The sequence below is a fragment of the Ensifer adhaerens genome (genome assembly GCF_020035535.1).
In the GTDB taxonomy this organism is placed as follows: Bacteria; Pseudomonadota; Alphaproteobacteria; order Rhizobiales; family Rhizobiaceae; genus Ensifer.
The window spans coordinates 2,642,269-2,663,403 of sequence record NZ_CP083350.1 but is presented as its reverse complement, the minus strand read 5'-3'; the positions used below and the strand labels follow the sequence as shown (position 1 = coordinate 2,663,403).

The window sequence follows — 21,135 nt, the reverse complement described above, 5'->3', positions numbered from 1 at the left end:
GGATCATGTCGATTGGGCGCAAACTGCTGATCGCCTTGCCCGTCTGCTTGCTTCTGACGGGGCTGACGGGCTTTGCGATCGAAAAGGCCGACGAGGCCTTCCCGCCTCCGCTTGCGGAGGCGGGCGTCGTCTCACGGGAGGTGGACGACGCCAATGGGCAGTTGCTGCGCGCCTTCGCGACACCCGCCGGCCTCTGGCGGCTGAAGACGACGGTCGACGATGTCGATCCGCAGTTTTTGAAGATGCTGATCGCCTACGAGGACCAACGTTTCGAGGAGCATTCCGGCGTCGATTTCCTGGCGCTCGGCCGCGCCGCGCTGCAATTCGTCAGCAACGGCCGGATCGTCTCGGGCGCCTCGACGCTCTCCATGCAGGTCGCGCGGCTGATCGAACCGCGGCAGCAGCGTTCCATCACGGCCAAGCTGCTGCAGATTGCCCGTGCGATCCAGATCGAGCGACGGCTATCCAAGGACCAGATCCTCAATCTCTATCTCACTCATGCCCCCTATGGCGGCAATATCGAGGGCGTACGTGCAGCAAGCCTTTCCTGGCTCGGCAAGGAGCCGAAGCGGTTGACCGCTGGCGAAGCAGCCCTGCTCGTCGCGCTACCGCAACTGCCGGAAAAGCGCCGCCCGGACCGCAACCACGCGGCCGCCGTCGCCGCCCGCGAACGGGTGCTCACTCGCTTGGCGGTTGCAGATGTGATCGGAGACGGTGAAGCGGAGCGCGCGATCGCCACCTCCGTCCCCTCGCGACGGCTGCAGCTTCCCGCCTATGCGGCCCATCTCGCCGAGCGGGCGTTGCGCAAGGATCCGCAGGCGGTTCGGCACCAGACAACCCTACGCCTTGCCGTTCAGCGCAACCTCGAAGCCGTGGCAAGGGATGGCGCTACCAAGCTGGGGCCGAAGGTTTCGGTCGCCATGGTGATGGCCGATGCGAAGACCGGAGAGATCGTCGCTTCGGTCGGATCGGCCGACTATTTCGATGCGAGCCGCTCCGGCTGGATCGACATGACCCGGATCACGCGCTCGCCGGGTTCGACCCTGAAACCTTTCATCTACGGCCTTGCTTTCGAAGAAGGGCTCGTCAGCCAGGAGACGATCATCGAGGATCGGCCGGCGGATTTCTTCGGCTATCGGCCACGCAATTTCGACATGAGCTATCAGGGCGATGTCAGCGTGCGCGAGGCGCTGCAATTGTCCCTGAACGTCCCGGCGATCCGCCTCCTCGACGCTGTCGGCCCCGCCGAGCTGATGATGCGCTTCCGCCGCGGCGAGGTGAAACCGGCGCTTCCCGCTGGCGAAGCGCCGGGACTTGCGATCGGTCTTGGCGGTGTCGGGCTTTCGTTGCGTGATCTCGTCCAGCTCTATGCCGCCCTCGCCAATCGCGGCTTCCCGCTGAGGCTCGGTGACGGCGTCGATGGCAAGCCCGGCCTGATCGAAGCCGAACCGCTGCTGTCTCCGGTTGCCGTCTGGAATGTCTCCGATGCGCTCTCCGGCGTGTTGCCGCCGACCGGCAGCCGTCAGCGTGGCATCGCCTACAAGACCGGCACCAGCTATGGCTACCGCGATGCCTGGTCGGTCGGCTATGACGGCCGCCATGTGCTCGGGGTCTGGGTCGGACGGCCCGACAACGGCGCGGTTCCCGGTCTCACCGGCTATGGCAGCGCCGCCCCCATTCTCTTCGAAGGCTTCGCCAAGTCAGGCTTCGGCATCACGCCACTGCCCGATGCGCCGGCCGGTGCAATCCGTATTTCGCACGCGGAACTGCCGATCAGCCAGCGCCGTTTCTCGCTGACTGCGAGCGGTCTCGTCAATGCCTCTGCCCGCGAACCGGCGCCGCAGATCGTCTTCCCGCCCGAGGGGGCGCGCGTCGAACTCGGCATGGACCACCAGGCAATCTCGCCGCTGACACTCAAGCTCCAGGGCGGGCGAGCACCGTTCCGGTGGCTTGCCAACGGTCGGCCCTTGCCGGAACTGAGCCGTCGCCGGGTGACACAATGGCAGCCGGACGGCGTCGGCTATTCGACACTGACGGTCATCGATTCTGTCGGCCGCGCCGCCAGCGTGCGCGTGTTCATCCAGTAGCAGTGCTACACTCACGCACCGCGTCGCCGGCCACCATCGCTTCGATCTCCTCCTCCAGCCGCGCCGCATCGAGCGGCTTGTGCAGGAGTCGATAGCCGCTTTCGGTCACCTCCTTGAGCCGCGCCGGAGATGTATCCCCGGAGAGGATCAGGGCCGGCACGTCCCGACCGAAATAGCGGCTGACGTCACGAATGGCTCCGATCCCCGTCTGCCCGTCTTCGAGACGATAGTCCGTGAGGACGAGGTCGACCGGCGCCTCATTCTGGCTTGCGGCCTTGGCGTGCTCGCGGCAGGCCGCTGCGGCCGAACGACCGGCATAGACGCGGTAGCCTAGCGTTGTCAGGAGCAATGCCGTCGCGTCCAGCGCGTCCCGCTCGTCATCAACGACGATGATGCCGCCGTTCTGCGTGGCGGCAGCCGGGCCCGCGCGGCTGCTGGGCGACACAGGGAGCGGCGCGGTCACCGGCACGATGATGGAAAAGGTCGAGCCGCGGCCTTCCTTCGAGACCACTTTGACCCGATGTCCGAGCAGTGCCGCGGTCCGCTCTACGATCGCAAGCCCCAGACCGAGCCCTTGTGTCCGGTCGCGCGCCGGGTTCGCGAGCTGGACGAACTCCTCGAAGACCGCCTCCTGCTCAGCCTTAGGGATTCCAACCCCCGTGTCCCAGACCTGGATTTCCACCTCGGCGCCACGGCGCCTGCAACCGAGCAGGACCGTGCCGGTCTGCGTGTAGCGAAAGGCATTGGAAATCAGATTGTCGAGAATTCGCTTCAGCATCATCGGATCGGTATCGACCCAGATGTCCGTCGTCATGACACGCCAGTCGAGCCCCTGCCCGCCGGCAATGCCCGCATATTCCGCCTTGAGATCGGAGAACAGTCGCCGCAACGCGACCGGCTCGCGCGCCACGGTCAAGACACCGGCATCAAGCTTGGAAATATCCAGCAGGGCGTCCAGCAGACCGCTCAGATTGCCGATTACCGACCGCGCACGCTCGGCGAGCTCACAGGCACTTCTTGCCGGCACGTCGCCATTGCGACCCAGCGCGCCAAGCGTCGAGATGAAAAGGCCGAGCGCGTGGATCGGCTGGCGCAGATCGTGGCTGGCAGCGGCCAGAAAGCGCGATTTGGCGCGATCCGCACTTTGCGCCCTGTCGCGCTGTTCCTGCAGGCTGCCGATCAGCGACAGGTTTTCGAACCGGAGCCTTGCCGTTTCGGCGAGCGTCCGGTGGGTGACGCGGCTGTAATAGAGGTCGACCCCGAACAGACAGGTGGTGAAGATCAGATAAGTATCGTAGAGCGGCCCCTCGCCCAGGAAGCAGCGGATCGCGAATGGCAGCAGGATCGCTACCAGCGAACCGGCATAGGCCAGCGGAAAGGCCGACAGCGACGGCACCGCACCGCTGGCAATGCCCGTGATCACGATGCAGATGAAGGCAAGCGTCTGCGGCTCGTTCGGATGGAAGGCAAACCAGCCAAGCGCGCCCCAGAGGCCGCTCGAGATCCACGAAAGCAGCGTGAAGCGCCAGGCCCACCGGCGCCAGTCCCCGCTCCGCGCCTCAGGTTTCTGCCGCCGATAGCGCCAATCGAGAAGGATGCGGGCGGTGGTCAGCAGGTAAAGTGCTGCGACCCAGGAAAGCAGGAGCTCCTCGGACAACAGATCGCGCAGGACGTAGGCAACCGGCAGTGGAATTGCAAAATTGGCAAAAAGCACCGCGTAAGATTGACGAAATAATAAGTCTATCAGGAGAGGTTGCAGCTGTTCGCGAGTCTCCATTGCCACTCTTCTCCCCGTATTGCGCGGTATCCGCTGAGAAATGCCCGAATTCGATGAAGGATTACTTACATGCGCAAGCTACTGACGGTCGTGGTGGCCGACGATCACGCTATCGTCCGCGAAGGTCTGAAGCTGCTGCTCTCCACCATGGATCATGTATCGGTGGTTGCGGAGGCTGCCGACGGCGAGGCGCTGGCCAGCATCGTTCGCGCCGGTAGCACCGACCTGGTGATCCTCGATCTCGGCATGCCGGGCGTCGCTGGCGTACAGTTCATCAGCGAACTCAGGGCCATCGCCCCACGCATGAAGATCCTGGTACTGACCGCCAACATCGAGCCGCGAACCGTGCGTGCCACGATCGCAGCCGGTGCCAGCGGCTACCTGACGAAGAGCGGGGATCCGGCGGAATTGACTGACGCGCTTGATGCCATGCTGCGGAACGAAATCTATCTCAGCCAGTCCGTGCGCTTTGCTGTCGACGATCCGCGCAGCCACCAGCCGCCTCCGATGACCGACGTGGCGCTTTCACCCATACCCCTCACCCGACGCGAGATGCAGATCCTGTCGCTCGCCGCACAAGGGCTGACGTCCCGTGAAACCGCCGATCGCTTGGGCATCAGCCCGCTGACGGCGCGCAAACACCGCGAAAACCTGATGCGCAAGCTCAACCTGCACAACGCGGCGGAGATCGCGGCCTATGCGGTGCGCATCGGCCTGCCGATCGGCTGACGTCCTCATTTCCTCTCCTGAGCCCGCGACGGTCACAGTCCCTTAACCACCACATCATAGGTGCCGCTGCCGCGACGCCGAAATACGGCACCTGCCGTATATCGCCCCGGCACAACCAGGCGTAGTTCTCCCGCCACATCGCGCCACGAAAACCGTGGCCCGGCGAAACAACACCGGCCCCGCGAGGGCCGGCCATATCGCAAGGAACCGCCATGCCTTCGGTGGAGCACTGGATTTCGTTCGCGCTGGCAACGGCGGTCTTCGCTTTCATGCCTGGCCCCGCCATCCTCTACATGACGGCGCAAACATTGGCGCATGGTCGAAAAGCCGGCCTTCTTGCGGCACTTGGCATCCATCTCGGTTGTTACGTTCATATCGCCGCCGCGGCTCTCGGCCTCGCCGCACTGCTTCACCACGCGCCGGTTCTCTATGCGGCGATCAAGCTTGCAGGCGCCGCCTATCTCGTCTGGCTCGGCGCAACCATGTTGCTTGGACTTGGCAAGCACTCCGCCCATACGGACGCGGTCAAACCGGGGGTACTGCGCGACAGCATCGTGGTCGAGATCCTCAACCCCAAGACGGCGCTGTTCTTCGTGACCTTCCTGCCGCAATTCGTCGATCCCGCGGCCTCGATTTCGGTATCGGCGCAGTTCCTGATGTTCGGCCTGCTGGTGAACCTTGCCTTGTCGGTGGCGGACGTCGCAGCGGTGTTCCTCGCTTCGTTCACGCTTGGGCGCTTCGCTGACGGCGCCGGCCGTCTGGTGCCGCGCGCCTGCGGCTCGATCCTCATCGGCCTCGGCCTGATGCTCGCGAGCCAACCCATCTGATCGCCCAAAGACGGCCCGTGCCCACGTCACGAGCTTGGTGTATCCTCAAACACGCTGAAGTCGAGGGGCGCACCATGCTGAATGCAACCGAGATCGCCAAGGCCACTGAATGCCTGCATCAAGCAGAGCACGATCGAAAGCAGATCGGACTTCTATCGCTCAAGCACCCTGAGATGACCGTCGAGGACGCCTATGCGATCCAGGCGGCCTGGGTCCGGCGCAAGCGCGAGGATGGCCATCGCATCATCGGCTGGAAGATCGGGCTCACCTCCAACGCCATGCAGCAGGCGCTCGGCATCGACACGCCGGATTCGGGCGTGCTCTTTGACAATATGCAGTTCGACGACGGCGCGACCATACCCGCCGAACGCTTCATCCAGCCACGCGTCGAAGCCGAGATCGCCTTTATCATGAAAACCGGGCTCAAGGGCCCGCGCGTCAACATCGTCCAGGTGCTGAACGCTACCGACTATGTGATGCCGGCGCTTGAAATTCTCGACAGCCGCATCGTCCGCACGGATCCGAAGACAAAGAAGGCGCGCACCCTCGTCGATGCGATATCCGACAACGCCGCCAATGGCGGTCTCATCCTGGGCGGGCGTGCTGTGCGTCCCGATACGGTCGACATGCGCTGGATGGGCGCGATCGTTTCACGCAATGCGGTGATCGAGGAGACGGGGCTGGCCGCCGGCGTGCTCAACCATCCCGCTCGCGGCATCGCCTGGCTTGCCAACCGGCTGGCGCAGTGCGGCGACGCAATCGAACCTGGTCAGATCGTACTTTCGGGTTCCTTTATCCGCACCCTCGAAGCCAGGAGCGGCGACACGATCGTCGCCGACTTCGGCGCCTACGGCTCGGTGAGCTGCCACTTCGCATGAATGTGGACGATGACGGGCGCGGCACGCCGTCACGCTGTTTCACTGCACCAGGATGGCGCGGAAATCGTTCACATTGGTGCCGGTCGGCCCCGGCTTGAAGAGATCGCCGAGCGCATCGAACGCCGACCAGCTGTCGTTCTTCTGCAAAAGTGCTGCCGCATCGATGCGTTGTGCGACCAGCCTTGCGATCGTCGTGTCATCGGCAAAGGCGCCGGCATTGTCTTCCGACCCATCGATGCCGTCGGTATCGGCGGCGAGCGCCGAGACGCCCTTGGCACCGTCGATCCCGAGCGCCAGCGCCAGCAGGAACTCGCTGTTGCGACCGCCCTTGCCCTTGCCGCGGATGGTGACGGTCGTCTCTCCGCCGGAGAGAACGACAACCGGTTTGGTGAACGGCCGGCCGCGGCCGGCAACCTCCCGGGCGATTGCCGCGTGGACACGACCGACGTCGCGCGCCTCGCCCTCGATCGCATCGGAAAGAATGATCGCCTCGATGCCGGCCGCCTGCGCCTGTGCGGCAGCAGCCTCCAACGAAACAGACGCGGACGCGATGAGCCGGACTTCGTTTCGGGCAAAACGCGGATCATCAGGCAACGGCGCAGCGCTTTCCGGGTTCTTGAGCCAGGCCATGACTGTCGCAGGCAGTTGCAGGTCGTAACGTTCGACGAGCGTCAGGGCGTCTTCGCGATTGCTGACATCCGGCAACGTAGGCCCGGAAGCGACCAGCGCCGGGTCATCGCCCGGAATATCGGAAACGATCAACGAAACCACCTTGGCCGGATAGGCGGCGGCGGCGAGCCTGCCGCCCTTGATCAGCGAGACGTGCTTGCGCACCGCATTCATGGCGCTGATCGGCGCGCCAGAGGCAAGCAGTGCCCGATTGACAGCAATCTCGTCCTCCAGCGTCAGGCCGGATGGCGGTGCAGGCAACAATGCCGAACCACCGCCACAGACGAGCGCGACGACGAGGTCGTCCTCCGTCAGTCCGCTGACCTCGGCCAGCAGTCGCTTAGCGGCCTGCAGACCGTTTTCATCCGGGAGCGGATGCGATGCCTCGAGGACCTCGATTTTCTTGCACGGAGCAGCGTAGCCATAGCGGGTGACGACCACGCCCGAGAGCGGACCATCCCAATGACGCTCGAACGCGGCCGCCATCTGGGCTGCGCCCTTACCGGCGCCGACGACGACCGTGCGCCCCTTTGGCCGCTCGGGCAGATTTGCAGCGATCACCCGTTCCGGGTCGGCGGCGGCAACGGCCGAGGTGAACAGTGTCTCCAGGAAGCTGCGTGGGTCGGTGATGGCTGGCATTGGTCTCCCCCTAGAGCACTAGCGCAATATCTGACGGAAAACCGCTTCGCACTTTTCCTGGATTGCTTGAAGGTCTCGGGCGGCGGTTCCTCCAACCGCCGCCCGGACACATGACCGGCCCGGCGCAATGGGTTGCCGGACGAGTCATGCGCATTTTTACTCTGACAAAAGGATCAGGCGACCTGGTGGTTCGCCATGCGCTCGAGTGCGCGGACAAGGCCGGAGTGGTCGAGGCCGCTGTCGCCATTGGCGGCGCAGTTGTTGAAGAGCTCCTGCGTTGCTGCGGTGTTCGGCAGCGAAATGCCGAGCGACTTCGCACCCTGGAGGGCCAGGTTCAGGTCCTTCTGGTGCAGCGAGATGCGGAACCCCGGGTCGAAGGTGCGCTTGATCATGCGTTCACCGTGAACCTCGAGAATACGCGAGGAGGCAAAGCCGCCCATCAGTGCCTCGCGGACGCGTGCCGGATCGGCACCAGCCTTCGACGCGAAGACGAGCGCTTCCGATACAGCCTCGATCGTCAGCGCGACGATGATCTGGTTGGCAACCTTGGTGACCTGGCCGTCGCCGCAATCGCCGACGAGCGTGATGTTCTTGCCCATCAACTGGAGGAGCGGCAGGGCGCGGTCGAAGCTTTCCTGGGAGCCGCCCGCCATGATCGACAGCGAGGCGTTCTTGGCGCCGACTTCGCCGCCGGAGACCGGGGCGTCGATATATTCGGCTCCGGTCTCGCGTACCTTCTTGGCGAACTCCTTCGTCTCGATCGGCGAGATCGAGCTCATGTCGATGACGAGCTTACCCTTCGAAAGACCGTAGGCAACGCCGTTTTCGCCGAAGAGGACGTCCTTGACCTCAGGGGTGTCCGGCAACATCAGGATAATCGTGTCGACGGTTTCGGCCAGCGCCTTCGGCGAGTCGACGAACTTGAGGCCGTTGTCGAGCAGTTCCTGGCGTGGGGGAATGACGAACTTCGAGGTGACGATGGTGTGGCCGGCATCCTGCAGGTGGCGCGCCATCGGCGTGCCCATGATACCCAGTCCAATGAAACCGATTGTTGCCATGGTGCTTAGCTCCTGATCTTGATGATGTCTGCGGATTGGGTGCGCTGGCGCTCGGTGCCGAGCCAGCCAAGGCCATCGGCCGTCGTGGTGCGCGGCTTGTATTCGCAGCCGATCCAGCCGTCGTAGCCGGCCTCTTCCAGTGCGTCGAAGACGAACGGATAGTTGATCTCGCCGGTGCCGGGCTCGTTGCGGCCGGGGTTGTCGGCAAGCTGGACGTGGGCGATGCGGTTGGCATAACGCTTGTAGGTGCCGACCAGTTCACCCTCGGTGCGCTGCTGGTGGTAAAGATCGTACTGGATAAAGAGGTTGTCGCTGCCGACTTCCTCGATGATCGAAGCAGCCTGGCCAACAGTGTTGAGGTAGAAGCCCGGAATGTCGAAGCGGTTGATCGGCTCGATCAGCAGGCGAATGCCGTGCTTGCCGAGTTCGCTGGCTGCGAGCTTGAGGTTGGCGACCAGCGTCTTGCGCAGGATGCTGTCGGAGACACCATCAGGCGCGATGCCGACGAGGCAGTTGACTTGGCGGCAATCGAGCGCCGTCGCATAATCGATCGCGCTCGCTACACCCTTGCGGAATTCGGCGACCCGGTCCGGCAGAATGGCGATGCCGCGTTCGCCGCGTGCCCAATCACCGGCCGGCAGGTTGTGCAGAACCTGAGTGAGGCCGTGGCGCTGAAGTTCGGCGCGCAGGCTCACCTTCTCGAATTCGTAGGGAAACAGATATTCCACGCCGTCGAAGCCAGCCTTGGCAGCAAGGGCGAAACGGTCGAGGAACGGCACCTCGTTGAACAACATTGTCAGGTTCGCAGCGAACTTCGCCATGCGATGCTTCCTCCTTGTGTTTGTCTTTGGAGCGAGATGCGGGCGGCTGACCGCCTGCATCTCGTCAGTCAGGTGGCCTCAGTCGAGCAGCGCCGTGATCGCGGTCGGCACGTCCTCGCCGCGGGTCGCCAGTTCCTCGAACTCGACGACGGCGTTGATGTCGGCGCCCATGGAGATGTTGGTGACGCGCTCCAGGATGAACTCGATGACGACGGGAACCTGGTGCTCATCCATTAGGGCACGGGCACGGTCGAAGGCCTCCTGGAACTCGTTCGGGCTGCGCACCCGGATCGCCTTGCAGCCGAGACCTTCGGCAACCGCGACGTGGTCGACGCCGTAGCCCTTCTCCGCATCGCCCGAGGCGTTGATGTTGTCGAAGGCGAGGCTGACCTCGAAGTCCATGTTGAAGCCGCGCTGTGCCTGGCGGATGAGGCCGAGATAGGAATTGTTCACGACCACATGCAGGTAGGGCAGCTTGTGCTGGGCACCGACGGCCAGTTCCTCGATCATGAACTGGAAGTCGTAGTCGCCCGAGAGCGCAACGATCGGCCGGTTGGGATCGGCGGCGCGAACACCAAGAGCGGCAGGCAGGGTCCAGCCGAGCGGGCCGGCCTGGCCGCAATTGATCCAGTTGCGCGGCTTGTAAACGTGCAGGAACTGCGCGCCGGCGATCTGGCTGAGGCCGATGGTCGAAACATAGCAGGTGTCGCGGCCGAAGGCCTTGTTCATTTCTTCATAGACACGCTGGGGCTTCAGCGGCGTCTGGTCGAAGTGTGTCTTGCGCAGCATGGTGCGCTTGCGCTCGCGGCACTCTTCCGCCCAGACGGACCAGTCACGCAGCTTGCCAGCTGTCTTCCATTCCGTCGCGACATCGAGGAAGAGCTTCAGCGCGGCCCCGGCATCCGAGACGATACCGAAATCGGGCGCGAAGACGCGGCCGATCTGGGTCGGCTCGATGTCGACGTGAACGAACTTGCGGCCTTCCGTATAGGTCGGGACGTTGCCGGTGTGGCGGTTGGCCCAGCGGTTGCCGACACCGAGAACGAAGTCGGAGGCGAGCAGGTTCGCGTTGCCATAGCGGTGCGAGGTCTGCAAACCGCAAATGCCGGCCATCAGCGGGTGATCGTCCGGGATCGTGCCCCAGCCCATCAGCGTCGGAATAACCGGTATGCCGGTGATCTCGGCAAATTCGGTCAGAAGGTCAGAAGCGTCGGCATTGATGATGCCGCCGCCGGCGACGATCAGCGGACGTTCCGCCTCGTTCAGCATCGCCAGAGCCTTCTCCGCCTGGGCGCGTGTCGCCTTCGGCTTGTAGGGTTCGAGCGGCTGATAGGTGTCCGGATCGAACTCGATCTCGGCCAGCTGAACGTCGACCGGGAGGTCGATCAGGACCGGGCCGGGACGGCCGGAGCGCATGATATGGAATGCCTTCTGGAAGACGAAGGGAACGAGTGCCGGCTCCATGACGGTGACCGCCCATTTGGTGACGGGTGCGGCGATCTTCGAGATATCGACGGCCTGGAAATCTTCCTTGTCGAGGCGTGCACGCGGCGCCTGGCCGGTGATGCAAAGGATCGGGATCGAATCCGCCTGGGCCGAATAGAGGCCGGTGATCATGTCGGTACCGGCCGGGCCCGACGTGCCGATGCAGACGCCGATGTTGCCATGCTTGGCGCGGGTGTAGCCCTCCGCCATATGCGAGGCACCTTCAACGTGGCGTGCCAGGATATGGCGAACCGAGCCGCGCGCCTTCAGCGCCGAGTAGAACGGGTTGATGGCGGCACCCGGTACGCCGAAGGCACAATCGATGCCTTCCTTCTCCAGAACATAAACAGCCGCGTCGACGGCACGCATCTTAGCCATGGGAACTCCTCCTATTTCCTGAAAACATAATCCATTATTTTCGCCGCGCAATAAATAAATGGAAATCATTTCCATCATGTGGAAATAAAGATTTTCAACAATTCGGAGAAAATCGCAGCTGGGCCTGATAGAGGATGATGGCGAGAGATGTGATTTGCAGAGAGGCTTCGATGGACGGCAACGGCAGGGGAAAACGCGGACGCAAGGCGGGCGAGAATGCTGCGCCGTCCTCCGTCCAGGTGCTGGACCGCAGCCTTGCTCTGCTGACGGTGGTGGCTAAGGGCGACGGCTCGACCTTGACCCAGCTTGCCGACGAAACCGGCATGGCGCCCTCCACGGTTCACCGCCTGCTGACGACGCTTTCCGGCCACGGCATGGTCATGAACGACCCGGATACCGGCGCCTGGACCGTCGGGCTCAAGGCATTCGAAATCGGCAATGCCTATCTGCGCTTCCGCAAGCTCGGCACCATCAGCCGGCCATTCCTCAAGGGGCTCATGGAGGAAAGTGGCGAGACGGCCAATATCGGCATTGAGGAAGGCGGCGACGTCGTCTTCATCTCGCAGGTCGAAAGCCACGCGCCAATGCGCGCCTTCTTTCGCCCGGGCCGCCGCGGCCCGGTTCATGCCTCCGGCATCGGCAAGGCCATCCTGTCCACCTGGTCCGACAAGGACATCGCCCAGCTTCTCCATGGCCGCGAGCTCGCGCATTTTACCGACAAGACCCGCGACACGCTGCCGGCACTGCTGAAGGACATCCAGGAGATCCGCCACCGCGGTTGGTCGGTCGACGACGAGGAGCACACGCTCGGTATGCGCTGCGTCGCAGCACCGATCTTCAACGAATATGGCGAAACGATTGCCGGCATCTCCATCTCCGGCCCGTCGGTCCGCGTCAGCGATCAGAAGCTCTCGATCTTCGGCCCTGTGGTGCGCGAACGCGCCGACGCCCTGACCAAAGCGATGGGCGGCAAACGGCCGGAAGAACTGTAAGCGATCAAGCAGGCGCCGCGCATACGGTTGGAATAGGCTGCACGCAAACAAAAAGGCTTGCAGATCCTTGCAGATCTGCAAGCCCTGAGAACGCGGTGCTATGCCGGTCAGACGGCTTCGAGGCGTTTGGCCGCCGGTGTCGTGTCCTTCACACCGCTGGTGGCACCCTTCATCGGCTTGCCGGCGACGTAGGTTTCAGTGACGCAGCGGTCATCGCCCATGGTCTGCAAGATGAAGAGCTCTTCCGCGAGCGAACCGGCAACCCGCATGCGAAGCTCCATCGACGGCTTGGCGCGACTGTCGAGCACGACGATATCGGCATCCGCGCCGACATGAAGGGAGCCGATGCGGTCGTCGAGATCGAGCGCGCGGGCGTTGCCGAGCGTCATGCGGTAGAAGGAATTGAACGGCGTCAGCCGCTGGCCCTGCAGGTGCAGCACCTTGTAGGCCTCGTCCATCGTCTCCAGCATCGAGAAGCTCGTTCCGGCGCCGACATCGGTCGCGACCGACCAGCGGGCACCGAGCTTGTCGAAGCGATCCCGGTCGAAGAGACCGGAGCCGAGGAAGAGGTTCGAGGTCGGGCAGAAGGTGCCGACGGCCCCGGTCTCGGCGAGAACCGAGATCTCGCGATCGCTCAGATAGATACAATGACCGAGCAAGGTCTTGCGCGTCAGGAGATCGTAGCGCGCATAGATGTCGGTATAGTCCTTCGCCTCCGGATAGAGCGAGGTCGCAAAGGCAATCTCGTCCCTGTTTTCGGAAAGATGCGTCTGCACGTAGCATTCCGGATGCTCGGCGACGAGCGTCCTGCTCGCCTCCATCTGCTCCGGGGTCGAGGTGATGGCAAAGCGCGGGCTGATGGCGTAGTGCGCGCGGCCGCGGCCATGCCATTTGGCGATCAGCGCCTTCGTCTCGTCATAGCCCTGTTGTGGCGTGTCGCGCAGCGCATCGGGCGCGTTGCGGTCCATCATCACCTTGCCGCCGATCATCAGCATGCCGCGTGCTTCCGCCGCGCCGAAGTAGGCGTCCACGCTTTCCGGATGCACGGAGCAATAGGCGACCGCCGTCGTCGTGCCGTTGGACAGGAGCTCGTCCATGAAGCGGCCGGCGATGAAGTTGGCATGTTCCGGCTTCCGGAACTTCTGTTCCTCGACGAAGATGTAGGTGTTCAGCCATTCAAGAAGCTGAGCGCCGTAGGAAGCGATCGCCTGCGTCTGCGGGAAATGCAGATGCGTATCGATCAGACCGGGCAGCACGAGGTTGGGGCGATGGTCGGCGACCTTGACGCCGGCGCCGGCGCGGCGGGCAACCTCGGCATGTTCGCCGATATCGGCGACCTTGCCGCCCCGCACCAGCACGGCGCCATCCTCGAAGTAACGATAGGAGGCCGCATCGTCGATACCCCTGGGCTCCTCGACGAAGGTGAGCACGCGGCCCCGGATCAGCAAATCGGTCATTGGGTCTTGCCTCCATTCACGACGGATTCGTACCAGGCGACGAGCAGCTGCCGCTCCTCGTCCGATACGCCGGTGACATTGGCGGGCGGCATTGCGTGGGTGCGGCCGGCCTGCAGATAGATTTCGCGCGCGTGGTTGGCGATCTCGGTGTCGGTTTCGAGCGTCACGCCCTTCGGCGGCACGACGATACCTTCCCAACCGGGCTCCTTGGCATGGCACATGGAACAACGGCCGAGCACCGTGTCGCGCACCTTCGGGAAAGCTTCTGCCGTCACGAAGGGCTGCTGCGCGGCCGAGATCTTCTCCTCGCCGCCGCCGGCCAAAATCCTCGGCACGGTCGACAGCCACATGATCGCGACGAAGAGCAGCGCGGTGACGAGCCAGGTCCAGGTCGGGTTACCCTTGTTCGCGTGCCGGGTGTTGAAGTAGTGGCGGATGGTGACGCCCATCAGGAAGACCAGCGAGGCGATGATCCAGTTGTACTGGGTTCCGAAGGCCAGCGGATAGTGATTCGACAGCATCAGGAACAGAACCGGCAGCGTCAGGTAGTTGTTGTGGGTCGAGCGCTGCTTGGCAATCACGCCGTATTTGGCGTCCGGCGTGCGGCCGGCGATCAGGTCGCCGACGACCACCTTCTGGTTCGGGATGATGATGAAGAAGACGTTGGCCGACATGATCGTTGCGGTAAACGCACCGAGATGCAGGAAGGCCGCGCGGCCGGTGAAGAGCTGCGTGTAGCCCCAGGCCATGGCGACCAGGATGAAGTAGAGCAGCACCATCAGTCGCGTGTTGTCACGGCCGAGTGGCGACTTGCAGATGGTGTCATAGGCGAGCCAGCCAAAGGCGATCGAGGCAAGCGAAATGGCGATCGCCACCGGCTTCGAGACATCGAGCACGTTCGGATCAATCAGGTAGAGGTCCGCGCCGGCATAATAGACCAGGCACAACATGCCGAAGCCCGAGAGCCAGGCGACGTAGGACTCCCATTTGAACCAGATCAGGTGTTCCGGCATGTTGGCCGGCGCAACCAGGTACTTCTGGATATGGTAGAAGCCACCGCCGTGCACCTGCCATTCTTCGCCATAGGCGCCGACGGGCAGGCCGGGATGCTTCTTCAGACCGAGGTCAAGGGCGACGAAGTAAAAGGACGAACCGATCCATGCAATGGCGGTGATGACGTGCAGCCATCTCACGGCAAAGGTCAGCCAATCCCAGGCGATGGCATAGTCGTACATGCAATTCTCCCATTTCTCCTCCAGCCATTATGTGTCATTGCTGGAGGTCGCGGGAACGTCGCTGCTTCACCAACACTTTCAAAAAAATCTATAAAATAGCGACGCAATGGATGGGCTAGTAAGAAGCCGGAGGAGTGGGACGGAGGCATGTCGTATCTGGACAATGTGCGCGTCTTCGTACGCGTCGTAGAGCTTGGAACCCTGTCGGCGGCCGGTCGCGACCAGCGCGTGACGCCGGCGGTTGCGAGCAATAGAATCAAAGAGTTGGAACGCCATATGGGCGTTCGCCTGTTCAATCGGACGACGCGCAAGCTGACCCCGACAGAGCACGGTCGCGTCTTTTACGACGGCGCGGTAAAGATCCTCGAAGCGGTCAACGAGGCCGAGAATGCGATCGCCGATCTTTCGCGAAATCCCAAGGGTGCGCTGAAGATTACCGCTCCTTTGGGGATAGGTCGGCGCCTGATTGCATCGGGCATTCCGGAGTTTCACGACAAATATCCCGACATCGAAGTGCGCCTTCGCCTTTCGGACCATAATGTCGACATCCTCTCGGAAGGCGTCGACGTCGCCTTCAAGCTCGGCATCCTCGAAGATTCGAACCTGCGCATGCGCGGCATCATGAATTGCGAGCGGGTAATCTGCGGGGCGCCCGCCTATTTCGAGAAACGGGGCATACCGCAAACGCCCGAAGCGCTGATCGCCGACAAGCATGACTGTCTGCTGCTGCGTTATCCCGGCTCGAAGGAGTATTTCTGGACACTCCAGACCATGGAGGGCGTGCGCAAACTGGAGGTGGTCGGCCCCTACGATTCGGATGACGGCGACGTGCTGACCCAATGGGCGCTCGATGGCCGCGGCATCATCAACAAGCCGCTCTTCGAGGTGAAAGGCCACATCAACGCTGGCGCGCTGGTGCCGATTCTTGTCGATACGCCGCCGCTCAGCGTACAGCTTGCGGCGATCTATCCGCACAAGCGCTTCCAGGACCCGAAGGTCCGGTTGATGATCGACTATATGGCCGAACGCTGTCAGCGCCTGATCGGCAAGGCGCTGGAATAGCGCCTAGCCCCCTTCCCCAGCGCTCAAACGTCTAGACTAGAGTCTTAAGCGTCACGCGTCGTTGCCCTGGTGCAGCATGGACATCGCTGAAGGCTGCGACTGAGTGCAACGGTCAAGTATCGGTGGCGAGAGAATTTGGCGCGTGTCGCTCGGGTCGGATTGTGGGATCCGCGGGTCGATAACCTTCGGGAACGGCAGATTTCTGGCTGCTTTTGGTGTTATCCGGTGCTGAGGGGAGAATCGCCTCCCTTTGGGAGATGAGGAACCGTAGGCGGCGATGCAGAGGCGGGCGTGATGATGGAAGCCTCGCCCCTCGTAATGGCCGAGGCCGAGTTCCTGCTTGAGCTCCTGATAATCGCGCTCGATGCGCCAGCGCAGTTTTGCCGTGGCAACGAGATGCTCAAACGAGATTTCGGCGGGCAAGGTAGACAGCCAATACTTGAGAGGCTCGGCATCGCCCTCGGGCCATTCAATCAGCAGCCATTCTTCGGCGCGCGGCTCGGTCAAATTGTAATCCCTAGACGCGGGCCGGTACCCGCACGGCGGTGAGCGGGAGGCGAGGTCGGTGTTCGTTCCTTCCCGCCAGCCAATGGTCTGCCAGGCATCTTGCGGCAGGTCCTGAGCCAACACCTTCGCCAATACCGAGCTGTGCTCGGGGCTGCGGTGCATCCGCGAGGTTGGCCGCCCCTTTCCGCGCCAAGGCTTGGGTGGCAATGGTCCCTCGCCGGGTCGCCAAGACGGTCGAGCGCTGGCTGGCTGCCGGCGGCGAGCCTGAGCACCGACGGCCGCCCCCCACGTCACACCTGCGTCGACGCCTTTCGCGACTATCTTGAACAGCGCTGGCGAGATGGAGAGGAGAACGGTGCTCTCTATGGGCCGAAGTCAAACAGCGCGGCTTCGAAGGCAGCAAGACGACCTTTATCGTTGGCTGGCTGCTCGTCGGCAGGCGCCTGCACGTAACGTTGCGCCGCCACAATGCCAGCCGCCATCGCGGCGCGTTTGCGCATGGCTCTTGAGCGACGAGCCGAGCGCGCTCGATGACGCCACCCAGCGCTTTCTCCATCATCTGTTCGAGCACGCGCCGGAGCTCTTGGTGGCAGGTGAACTGGCAGGAAGGTTTGCCGCCCTCATCCGCGGCGGCGGTGGTGCAGCCCTCGACCAATGGATAGCCGATGCCGCCGGCACCGAATTGAATGCTCTGGCCAAGGGCATCAGACGCGAGGTTGACGCCGTCAAAGCGGCCATCACTCATCCCTTAAGACGCTCAAGCGGCAAATGTACGGACGAGCCGGATAAGCTTGCGGCGGGCGCAGTCATTTTCCTCGGCGGAACGGCCGTGCCGGTCCCTGCCGACGAGCCTGAGCTTGCACCACAGACGGAGATACGTTTGAGCGTGGTCCAATGGATCCCCGCCAAGGGGGATTCTTCGTGGATCTCCCTTTCGACAATAGCGCCTTCAACGAAGCTACTCCTTACGCACCCTCATCGCCCTACTCCGCGTCGAAGGCGGCACCCGACGACCTCGTGCGCGCCTGGCATCACATCTTCGGCCTGCCGGTCGTCCTGATCAACTGCTCCAATAATTACCGTCCGTTCCATTCCCCGAGAAGCTGGTCCCTCTGGCCCTCCTCAACGGTCTCCGAGCGGATGCCGGCGTGGGATGACCGAGACGACGCCTTTGATTTACGGAACCGGCGCCAATATGCGCGAGCGGCTCTATCGACGATTCCGTCGAATAGGCCGTTCGGATCCGGATCGAGTTCGTACACGGTCGGCGTCATCGGAGAAAGCAGAGGTGCTTGTTGATCGGGTTTTAGGCGACACCGGTCCGGTCATAAAAGGCGAAGGCGGTAAGCGGGCTCAGCAGCGTCCCATGATCAGCAGCACCCCATGGTGGGTTGGCGATGTAGGTAACGCCTGAAGAGTCGGTGCTGGGGCGTCGGCCAGGTCGAGGTATCGGTAAGCGCCTCAAGCCAGCCGAGTGGGGACCCAGGCATGATAGGAAGTGAGGCAAAGCAGCCCATTTCAAATCAGGACTAGTCCTGAAGGCTGACAGGCATGGGGGCCTCCTACCCGCCTTGCCGCCCGCCGCTATGTTGGGCGGCGCTGGAGCCAAGCTGGGGCAAGGCTCATGAGGACTTGCAATGCCGACCTGCCATCGTGACCAAGGAACAACGCTGGTGCGCACCAGCACAAAAGCGCGCTGGCAGGGGCCGTGGTAAGCACAATCATTCCCAGCAGGGAGAGCGGCGGCGTGTGAAGTTCTCGCAATAAATGCGCAAACATCCAGGCGCCGCCTCCTACCGTGACCGCGAGCGCCACGCCGGGTAGGTGCGCGACGGCAAAGTCCGACCACTTAAGTCCCGTAAGGCGGAGGCTGAGCTGCGCCATGAGAAGGAAGTTGCTCGCCACCGCTATGACGGCCCCAAGCGCCACTCCTGTCACACCCCAATGTTGCCCGATGAATGAGCCGGCCCCGACTGCGAAGGCGAAAACGGCTTGCCGCCACGCGCGGGCGTATACGGCCCCGGTTGCCCGGGTAATCGAATCACTGAGCTTGTAACTGGTGCGGAATAGCATTCCCGCCGCCAGGATCTGAAGCGGGAGTACCGCACTCTCCCATCCCGGGCCGAGCAGCACCTGTACCAGTTCCGGCAGGACAGCCATTACCACCACGCTGGCGGGAAGCACAAGCAATGCACAGGACGCAACTGCGCCGCGAAATGCGCGTGCCAATCGCGCCGGCTCCTGCTGGATCAGCGCCATCGTCGGAAACAAGACCATATCGAGGGTCTGGCCAACAATGACTGCGGGTGCTGTCATCAGCTGCGATGCGAGCGCATACAGCCCCAGCGACTCAGCTCCTAGCCAACGCCCTACGACCGCTTTGTCGGCCTGACCGGCCAGGTAATTGAATATGCGAGCGATGGTAAAGCCACCTCCAAAATAAAGCAGGTGTCCGATCGCGCGTCGTTCCAGCAGAAGCCGTTTCGGGTGCGGCTGTCCGATGAGGAGCGCCAGCATGCGCACGAAATGCTGGCACACCAGCGCGCCAATAAGGGCCCAGATTCCAAGGCCGCGCCAGGCTAATAGGGGACCGACGAGAACGAACCCGATCGCAAAGGCGCCTGCCTCGATACCCGCGAGCCACCGAAACCGCAACGCGCGCTGGGCCGAGGCCTGCGCCACCATCGATATTCCACGGCACAGGAATACGGCGCAGGCCGCGCGCACCACCGGAGCAAGTTCAGTTAGGCGGAACAGGTCCGCGATAGTTGGCGCTGCCCACCAGACGAGCCCAGCCATGGAAAGGCTGAAAATGAGCGACAGGGTGAACCCAGCACGTAGATGGGATTCTTCCACAACAGGTCGCTGCACAATCGCCTGAGCGACGCCCAGACCTTCGAATATTGCGGAAAAATTAATGACGACCAGCGCTGCGGCATAGAGCCCAAACTCACTCGGCGCAAGCAATCTGGCCAAAACGATGAGGGCGACGAGTTCCGCAACGGCTAGCCCGCCCATAGAAAGGCCAGTCCACATCAGGCCAATCGCGCTGCGCGCTGCCAAGCCTCGCCGGTCACTCATCAAGACGCGTTTCCTTCTTGGGAATCGGCGGGGGCAAGTGATCTGCCGTGACCGTTTCTGGCCAGGAAAGCCGGGCCACGTAAGCCGCAACAGCTCCACCGGGCTGGCCCCAATTGCTCGCCCAAATGATCTGCGAGCCATCAGGTGAAGGCGATGCATGCGCCTCGCTCAGATAGTCGTGTTTCACACTTCGATGATGGACGATACGCCGAATTTCGCCCCTTCCGTCAATTTTTAATGCGACGATTTCCCCATACAAGGGAGTCGTTCCGCTTCGCCCTGCCCGCTCGTATGAGCCGCTATATGTCAGGAATACCCAGCCCGGCCGGTTGATGCTGCGGGCCGATGCGTGCTGCGCAAAGCCGGGCGGTGTCAGAACCGTCACCTTACCGTCTGAGAGGCGCCTCTTGATGACTTGATATTTGTCCGGCTCGCTCTTGCTTATTCCGACATAGACATCGCTGCCATCGCTGTCGATCGTCATGTCGCCGTGGCCAGGTCGATGATGCTCAGGCCAGTGCTGGATCGGATGGCCGTCAAAACTGAAGATGTCGGCGATGTCCCTGCCGTCAGGCATGTCTTCATGGCAGAAGATGTACTGGCCCGAAGGCGAAATGGTGCAATAGTTGTTGGTGCCCTCATGATCAAGCTGGATATCGGGGTATTTTGTCACGGATTGTATGTCGTATGCAAAGGCGACCCGTTCGCCAGACGGTTTGACAGCCCGGATCACCAGTCGATCACCATCGCGCGAAAGATTGTTCTTCCCGGGGCCGAATTCCAGCTTTCGGTACTCTGTGGGAGCATAGATCGTCATCCGCTCATCGCTGCGCACTATCCAGCGAAATATCTCAGTATTGCTGACGCAGATCATTTGCGCAGGATCTGTCGGGTGCCATTCGCACACACCGGACGGGCGGCGCTGGAACAGCGGCCGATAGTTCTGCCCGTCAAGAAAGCACAGCCCCGGACAGCCTTTTTGGACAACCAGCAGACTCTGATCGGCATTCCATGCCTGCGCGCTGGAATAGCGATGCCTGCAAAAGGCCGGGTCACACGCGATGCCCGTCATGAGCTCCTTGCCCGGATCCGTCACTCGAACGAAAGGAGTACCAAATACTGGATCGGTGCTCCGCTCGAGATAGCCAGGGGCAGCCATCTCTGGCACCGCGACCACCCGTGTGTCCGCCAGATTGTCGAAGGCAAGCACCTTGCCGCTGACCGACAGCGCCAAGATCGAGCCCGCCAACAATATCAACCCCAGCAATCTGGGCTTGTCTGGGTTCATTGTGGCCTCCGGCGGTCTTTAGGAGTTGCTGCAACACTCCCATTAAAATGCTGGCGCAGCGATGCGGATGTAAATACCCCCTTAGTGGGTAAGCAGCGTTGCGGCCTAGCCCTTTTTGGGCGTCGTCAGTATCCAATTTCTACATTCCAGACCCAGGCGAATGTG

General features: G+C 62.7%; 16 protein-coding genes and 2 pseudogenes. 7 read left to right on the top strand and 11 right to left on the bottom strand.

Annotated features, from left to right (window positions below; translation table 11 throughout):
• The first annotated feature begins 5 nt into the window (after positions 1-5).
• Positions 6-2,087, top strand: coding sequence for a penicillin-binding protein 1C (pbpC, locus tag LAC81_RS32200; RefSeq protein ID WP_223728687.1), 2,082 nt, complete (start codon positions 6-8; stop codon positions 2,085-2,087).
• Here pbpC and LAC81_RS32195 read toward each other — a convergent pair.
• On the bottom strand, positions 2,077-3,864 hold the full coding sequence (locus tag LAC81_RS32195; RefSeq protein ID WP_223728686.1) for a hybrid sensor histidine kinase/response regulator: 1,788 nt from the start codon (positions 3,862-3,864) through the stop codon (positions 2,077-2,079). The genes pbpC and LAC81_RS32195 overlap by 11 nt on opposite strands.
• A 69-nt stretch (positions 3,865-3,933) precedes the next feature.
• On the opposite strand from LAC81_RS32195, the gene LAC81_RS32190 reads away from it, so the two are divergent.
• The 3 genes from LAC81_RS32190 to hpaH all read left to right on the top strand — a co-directional run bounded on the left by LAC81_RS32190 (position 3,934) and on the right by hpaH (position 6,298).
• A complete protein-coding gene (locus LAC81_RS32190) occupies positions 3,934-4,593 on the top strand; it encodes a response regulator (RefSeq protein ID WP_223728685.1) in 660 nt (219 codons plus the stop codon).
• A 212-nt stretch (positions 4,594-4,805) separates the two neighbouring features.
• Entirely contained in the window at positions 4,806-5,420 is a 615-nt protein-coding gene (locus LAC81_RS32185; protein WP_223728684.1) for a LysE family translocator, read from the top strand.
• 74 nt (positions 5,421-5,494) lie between these two features.
• Positions 5,495-6,298 carry a 2-oxo-hept-4-ene-1,7-dioate hydratase gene (gene hpaH / locus LAC81_RS32180; RefSeq protein ID WP_223728683.1) on the top strand — a complete coding sequence of 268 codons (804 nt, stop codon included), beginning with the start codon at positions 5,495-5,497 and terminating at the stop codon, positions 6,296-6,298.
• 39 nt (positions 6,299-6,337) lie between these two features.
• On the opposite strand, the gene LAC81_RS32175 is transcribed toward hpaH, so the two are convergent.
• The 4 genes from LAC81_RS32175 to gcl form a co-directional block, all read right to left on the bottom strand.
• On the bottom strand, positions 6,338-7,606 hold the full coding sequence (locus LAC81_RS32175) for a glycerate kinase type-2 family protein (RefSeq protein WP_113535224.1): 1,269 nt from the start codon (positions 7,604-7,606) through the stop codon (positions 6,338-6,340).
• A 173-nt stretch (positions 7,607-7,779) separates the two neighbouring features.
• Positions 7,780-8,664, bottom strand: a complete 885-nt coding sequence (locus tag LAC81_RS32170; protein ID WP_113535225.1) for a 2-hydroxy-3-oxopropionate reductase — start codon at positions 8,662-8,664, stop codon at positions 7,780-7,782.
• A 5-nt stretch (positions 8,665-8,669) separates the two neighbouring features.
• Positions 8,670-9,485 carry a hydroxypyruvate isomerase gene (gene hyi, locus LAC81_RS32165; RefSeq protein WP_223728682.1) on the bottom strand — a complete coding sequence of 272 codons (816 nt, stop codon included), beginning with the start codon at positions 9,483-9,485 and terminating at the stop codon, positions 8,670-8,672.
• 78 nt (positions 9,486-9,563) lie between these two features.
• Positions 9,564-11,348, bottom strand: coding sequence for a glyoxylate carboligase (gcl, locus tag LAC81_RS32160; RefSeq protein ID WP_223728681.1), 1,785 nt, complete (start codon positions 11,346-11,348; stop codon positions 9,564-9,566).
• Between the two features lie 170 nt (positions 11,349-11,518).
• Here gcl and LAC81_RS32155 point away from each other — a divergent pair, with 170 nt between their 5' ends.
• Positions 11,519-12,340: an IclR family transcriptional regulator gene (locus tag LAC81_RS32155; RefSeq protein WP_223728680.1), complete on the top strand. Its 822-nt coding sequence runs from the start codon at positions 11,519-11,521 to the stop codon at positions 12,338-12,340.
• 107 nt (positions 12,341-12,447) lie between these two features.
• Here LAC81_RS32155 and guaD read toward each other — a convergent pair whose 3' ends face one another.
• Together guaD and LAC81_RS32145 are read right to left on the bottom strand one after the other, a co-directional pair.
• Positions 12,448-13,797 carry a guanine deaminase gene (guaD, locus tag LAC81_RS32150; protein ID WP_223728679.1) on the bottom strand — a complete coding sequence of 450 codons (1,350 nt, stop codon included), beginning with the start codon at positions 13,795-13,797 and terminating at the stop codon, positions 12,448-12,450.
• Positions 13,794-15,032: a urate hydroxylase PuuD gene (locus tag LAC81_RS32145; RefSeq protein ID WP_223728678.1), complete on the bottom strand. Its 1,239-nt coding sequence runs from the start codon at positions 15,030-15,032 to the stop codon at positions 13,794-13,796. The genes guaD and LAC81_RS32145 overlap by 4 nt, the downstream gene beginning before the upstream one ends.
• A gap of 147 nt (positions 15,033-15,179) precedes the next feature.
• Here LAC81_RS32145 and LAC81_RS32140 point away from each other — a divergent pair, with 147 nt between their 5' ends.
• A complete protein-coding gene (locus LAC81_RS32140; RefSeq protein ID WP_223728677.1) occupies positions 15,180-16,094 on the top strand; it encodes a LysR family transcriptional regulator in 915 nt (304 codons plus the stop codon).
• 112 nt (positions 16,095-16,206) lie between these two features.
• On the opposite strand, the pseudogene LAC81_RS32135 reads toward LAC81_RS32140, so the two are convergent.
• Together LAC81_RS32135 and LAC81_RS32130 are read right to left on the bottom strand one after the other, a co-directional pair.
• Positions 16,207-16,844 (bottom strand): annotated as a pseudogene (locus LAC81_RS32135) (transposase); the annotation flags it as partial.
• Positions 16,845-16,963: 119 nt separating this feature from the next.
• Positions 16,964-17,101: a hypothetical protein gene (locus tag LAC81_RS32130; protein WP_223728676.1), complete on the bottom strand. Its 138-nt coding sequence runs from the start codon at positions 17,099-17,101 to the stop codon at positions 16,964-16,966.
• A 418-nt stretch (positions 17,102-17,519) separates the two neighbouring features.
• Here LAC81_RS32130 and LAC81_RS32125 point away from each other — a divergent pair.
• A pseudogene (locus tag LAC81_RS32125) lies at positions 17,520-17,734 on the top strand (GDP-mannose 4,6-dehydratase); the annotation flags it as partial.
• A 451-nt stretch (positions 17,735-18,185) separates the two neighbouring features.
• Here the strand turns inward: LAC81_RS32125 and LAC81_RS32120 are convergent.
• On the bottom strand, positions 18,186-19,682 hold the full coding sequence (locus LAC81_RS32120) for a lipopolysaccharide biosynthesis protein (RefSeq protein ID WP_223728675.1): 1,497 nt from the start codon (positions 19,680-19,682) through the stop codon (positions 18,186-18,188).
• Positions 19,675-20,970 carry a hypothetical protein gene (locus tag LAC81_RS32115; protein WP_223728674.1) on the bottom strand — a complete coding sequence of 432 codons (1,296 nt, stop codon included), beginning with the start codon at positions 20,968-20,970 and terminating at the stop codon, positions 19,675-19,677. Before LAC81_RS32115 ends, LAC81_RS32120 begins: the two co-directional genes overlap by 8 nt.
• Positions 20,971-21,135: the final 165 nt, after the last annotated feature.

What these genes read in the sequence shown, in the direction of transcription:
- LAC81_RS32120 (WP_223728675.1), bottom strand. Translation starts at nt 19,682, where the DNA reads ATGAGTGACCGGCGAGGCTTGGCAGCGCGCAGCGCGATTGGCCTGATG.
- hyi (WP_223728682.1), bottom strand. Translation starts at nt 9,485, where the DNA reads ATGGCGAAGTTCGCTGCGAACCTGACAATGTTGTTCAACGAGGTGCCG.
- LAC81_RS32155 (WP_223728680.1), top strand. Translation starts at nt 11,519, where the DNA reads ATGGACGGCAACGGCAGGGGAAAACGCGGACGCAAGGCGGGCGAGAAT.
- pbpC (WP_223728687.1), top strand. Translation starts at nt 6, where the DNA reads ATGTCGATTGGGCGCAAACTGCTGATCGCCTTGCCCGTCTGCTTGCTT.
- LAC81_RS32195 (WP_223728686.1), bottom strand. Translation starts at nt 3,864, where the DNA reads ATGGAGACTCGCGAACAGCTGCAACCTCTCCTGATAGACTTATTATTT.
- LAC81_RS32145 (WP_223728678.1), bottom strand. Translation starts at nt 15,032, where the DNA reads ATGTACGACTATGCCATCGCCTGGGATTGGCTGACCTTTGCCGTGAGA.
- LAC81_RS32170 (WP_113535225.1), bottom strand. Translation starts at nt 8,664, where the DNA reads ATGGCAACAATCGGTTTCATTGGACTGGGTATCATGGGCACGCCGATG.
- LAC81_RS32130 (WP_223728676.1), bottom strand. Translation starts at nt 17,101, where the DNA reads ATGCGCAAACGCGCCGCGATGGCGGCTGGCATTGTGGCGGCGCAACGT.
- guaD (WP_223728679.1), bottom strand. Translation starts at nt 13,797, where the DNA reads ATGACCGATTTGCTGATCCGGGGCCGCGTGCTCACCTTCGTCGAGGAG.
- LAC81_RS32175 (WP_113535224.1), bottom strand. Translation starts at nt 7,606, where the DNA reads ATGCCAGCCATCACCGACCCACGCAGCTTCCTGGAGACACTGTTCACC.
- gcl (WP_223728681.1), bottom strand. Translation starts at nt 11,348, where the DNA reads ATGGCTAAGATGCGTGCCGTCGACGCGGCTGTTTATGTTCTGGAGAAG.
- LAC81_RS32185 (WP_223728684.1), top strand. Translation starts at nt 4,806, where the DNA reads ATGCCTTCGGTGGAGCACTGGATTTCGTTCGCGCTGGCAACGGCGGTC.
- LAC81_RS32115 (WP_223728674.1), bottom strand. Translation starts at nt 20,970, where the DNA reads ATGAACCCAGACAAGCCCAGATTGCTGGGGTTGATATTGTTGGCGGGC.
- LAC81_RS32140 (WP_223728677.1), top strand. Translation starts at nt 15,180, where the DNA reads ATGTCGTATCTGGACAATGTGCGCGTCTTCGTACGCGTCGTAGAGCTT.
- hpaH (WP_223728683.1), top strand. Translation starts at nt 5,495, where the DNA reads ATGCTGAATGCAACCGAGATCGCCAAGGCCACTGAATGCCTGCATCAA.
- LAC81_RS32190 (WP_223728685.1), top strand. Translation starts at nt 3,934, where the DNA reads ATGCGCAAGCTACTGACGGTCGTGGTGGCCGACGATCACGCTATCGTC.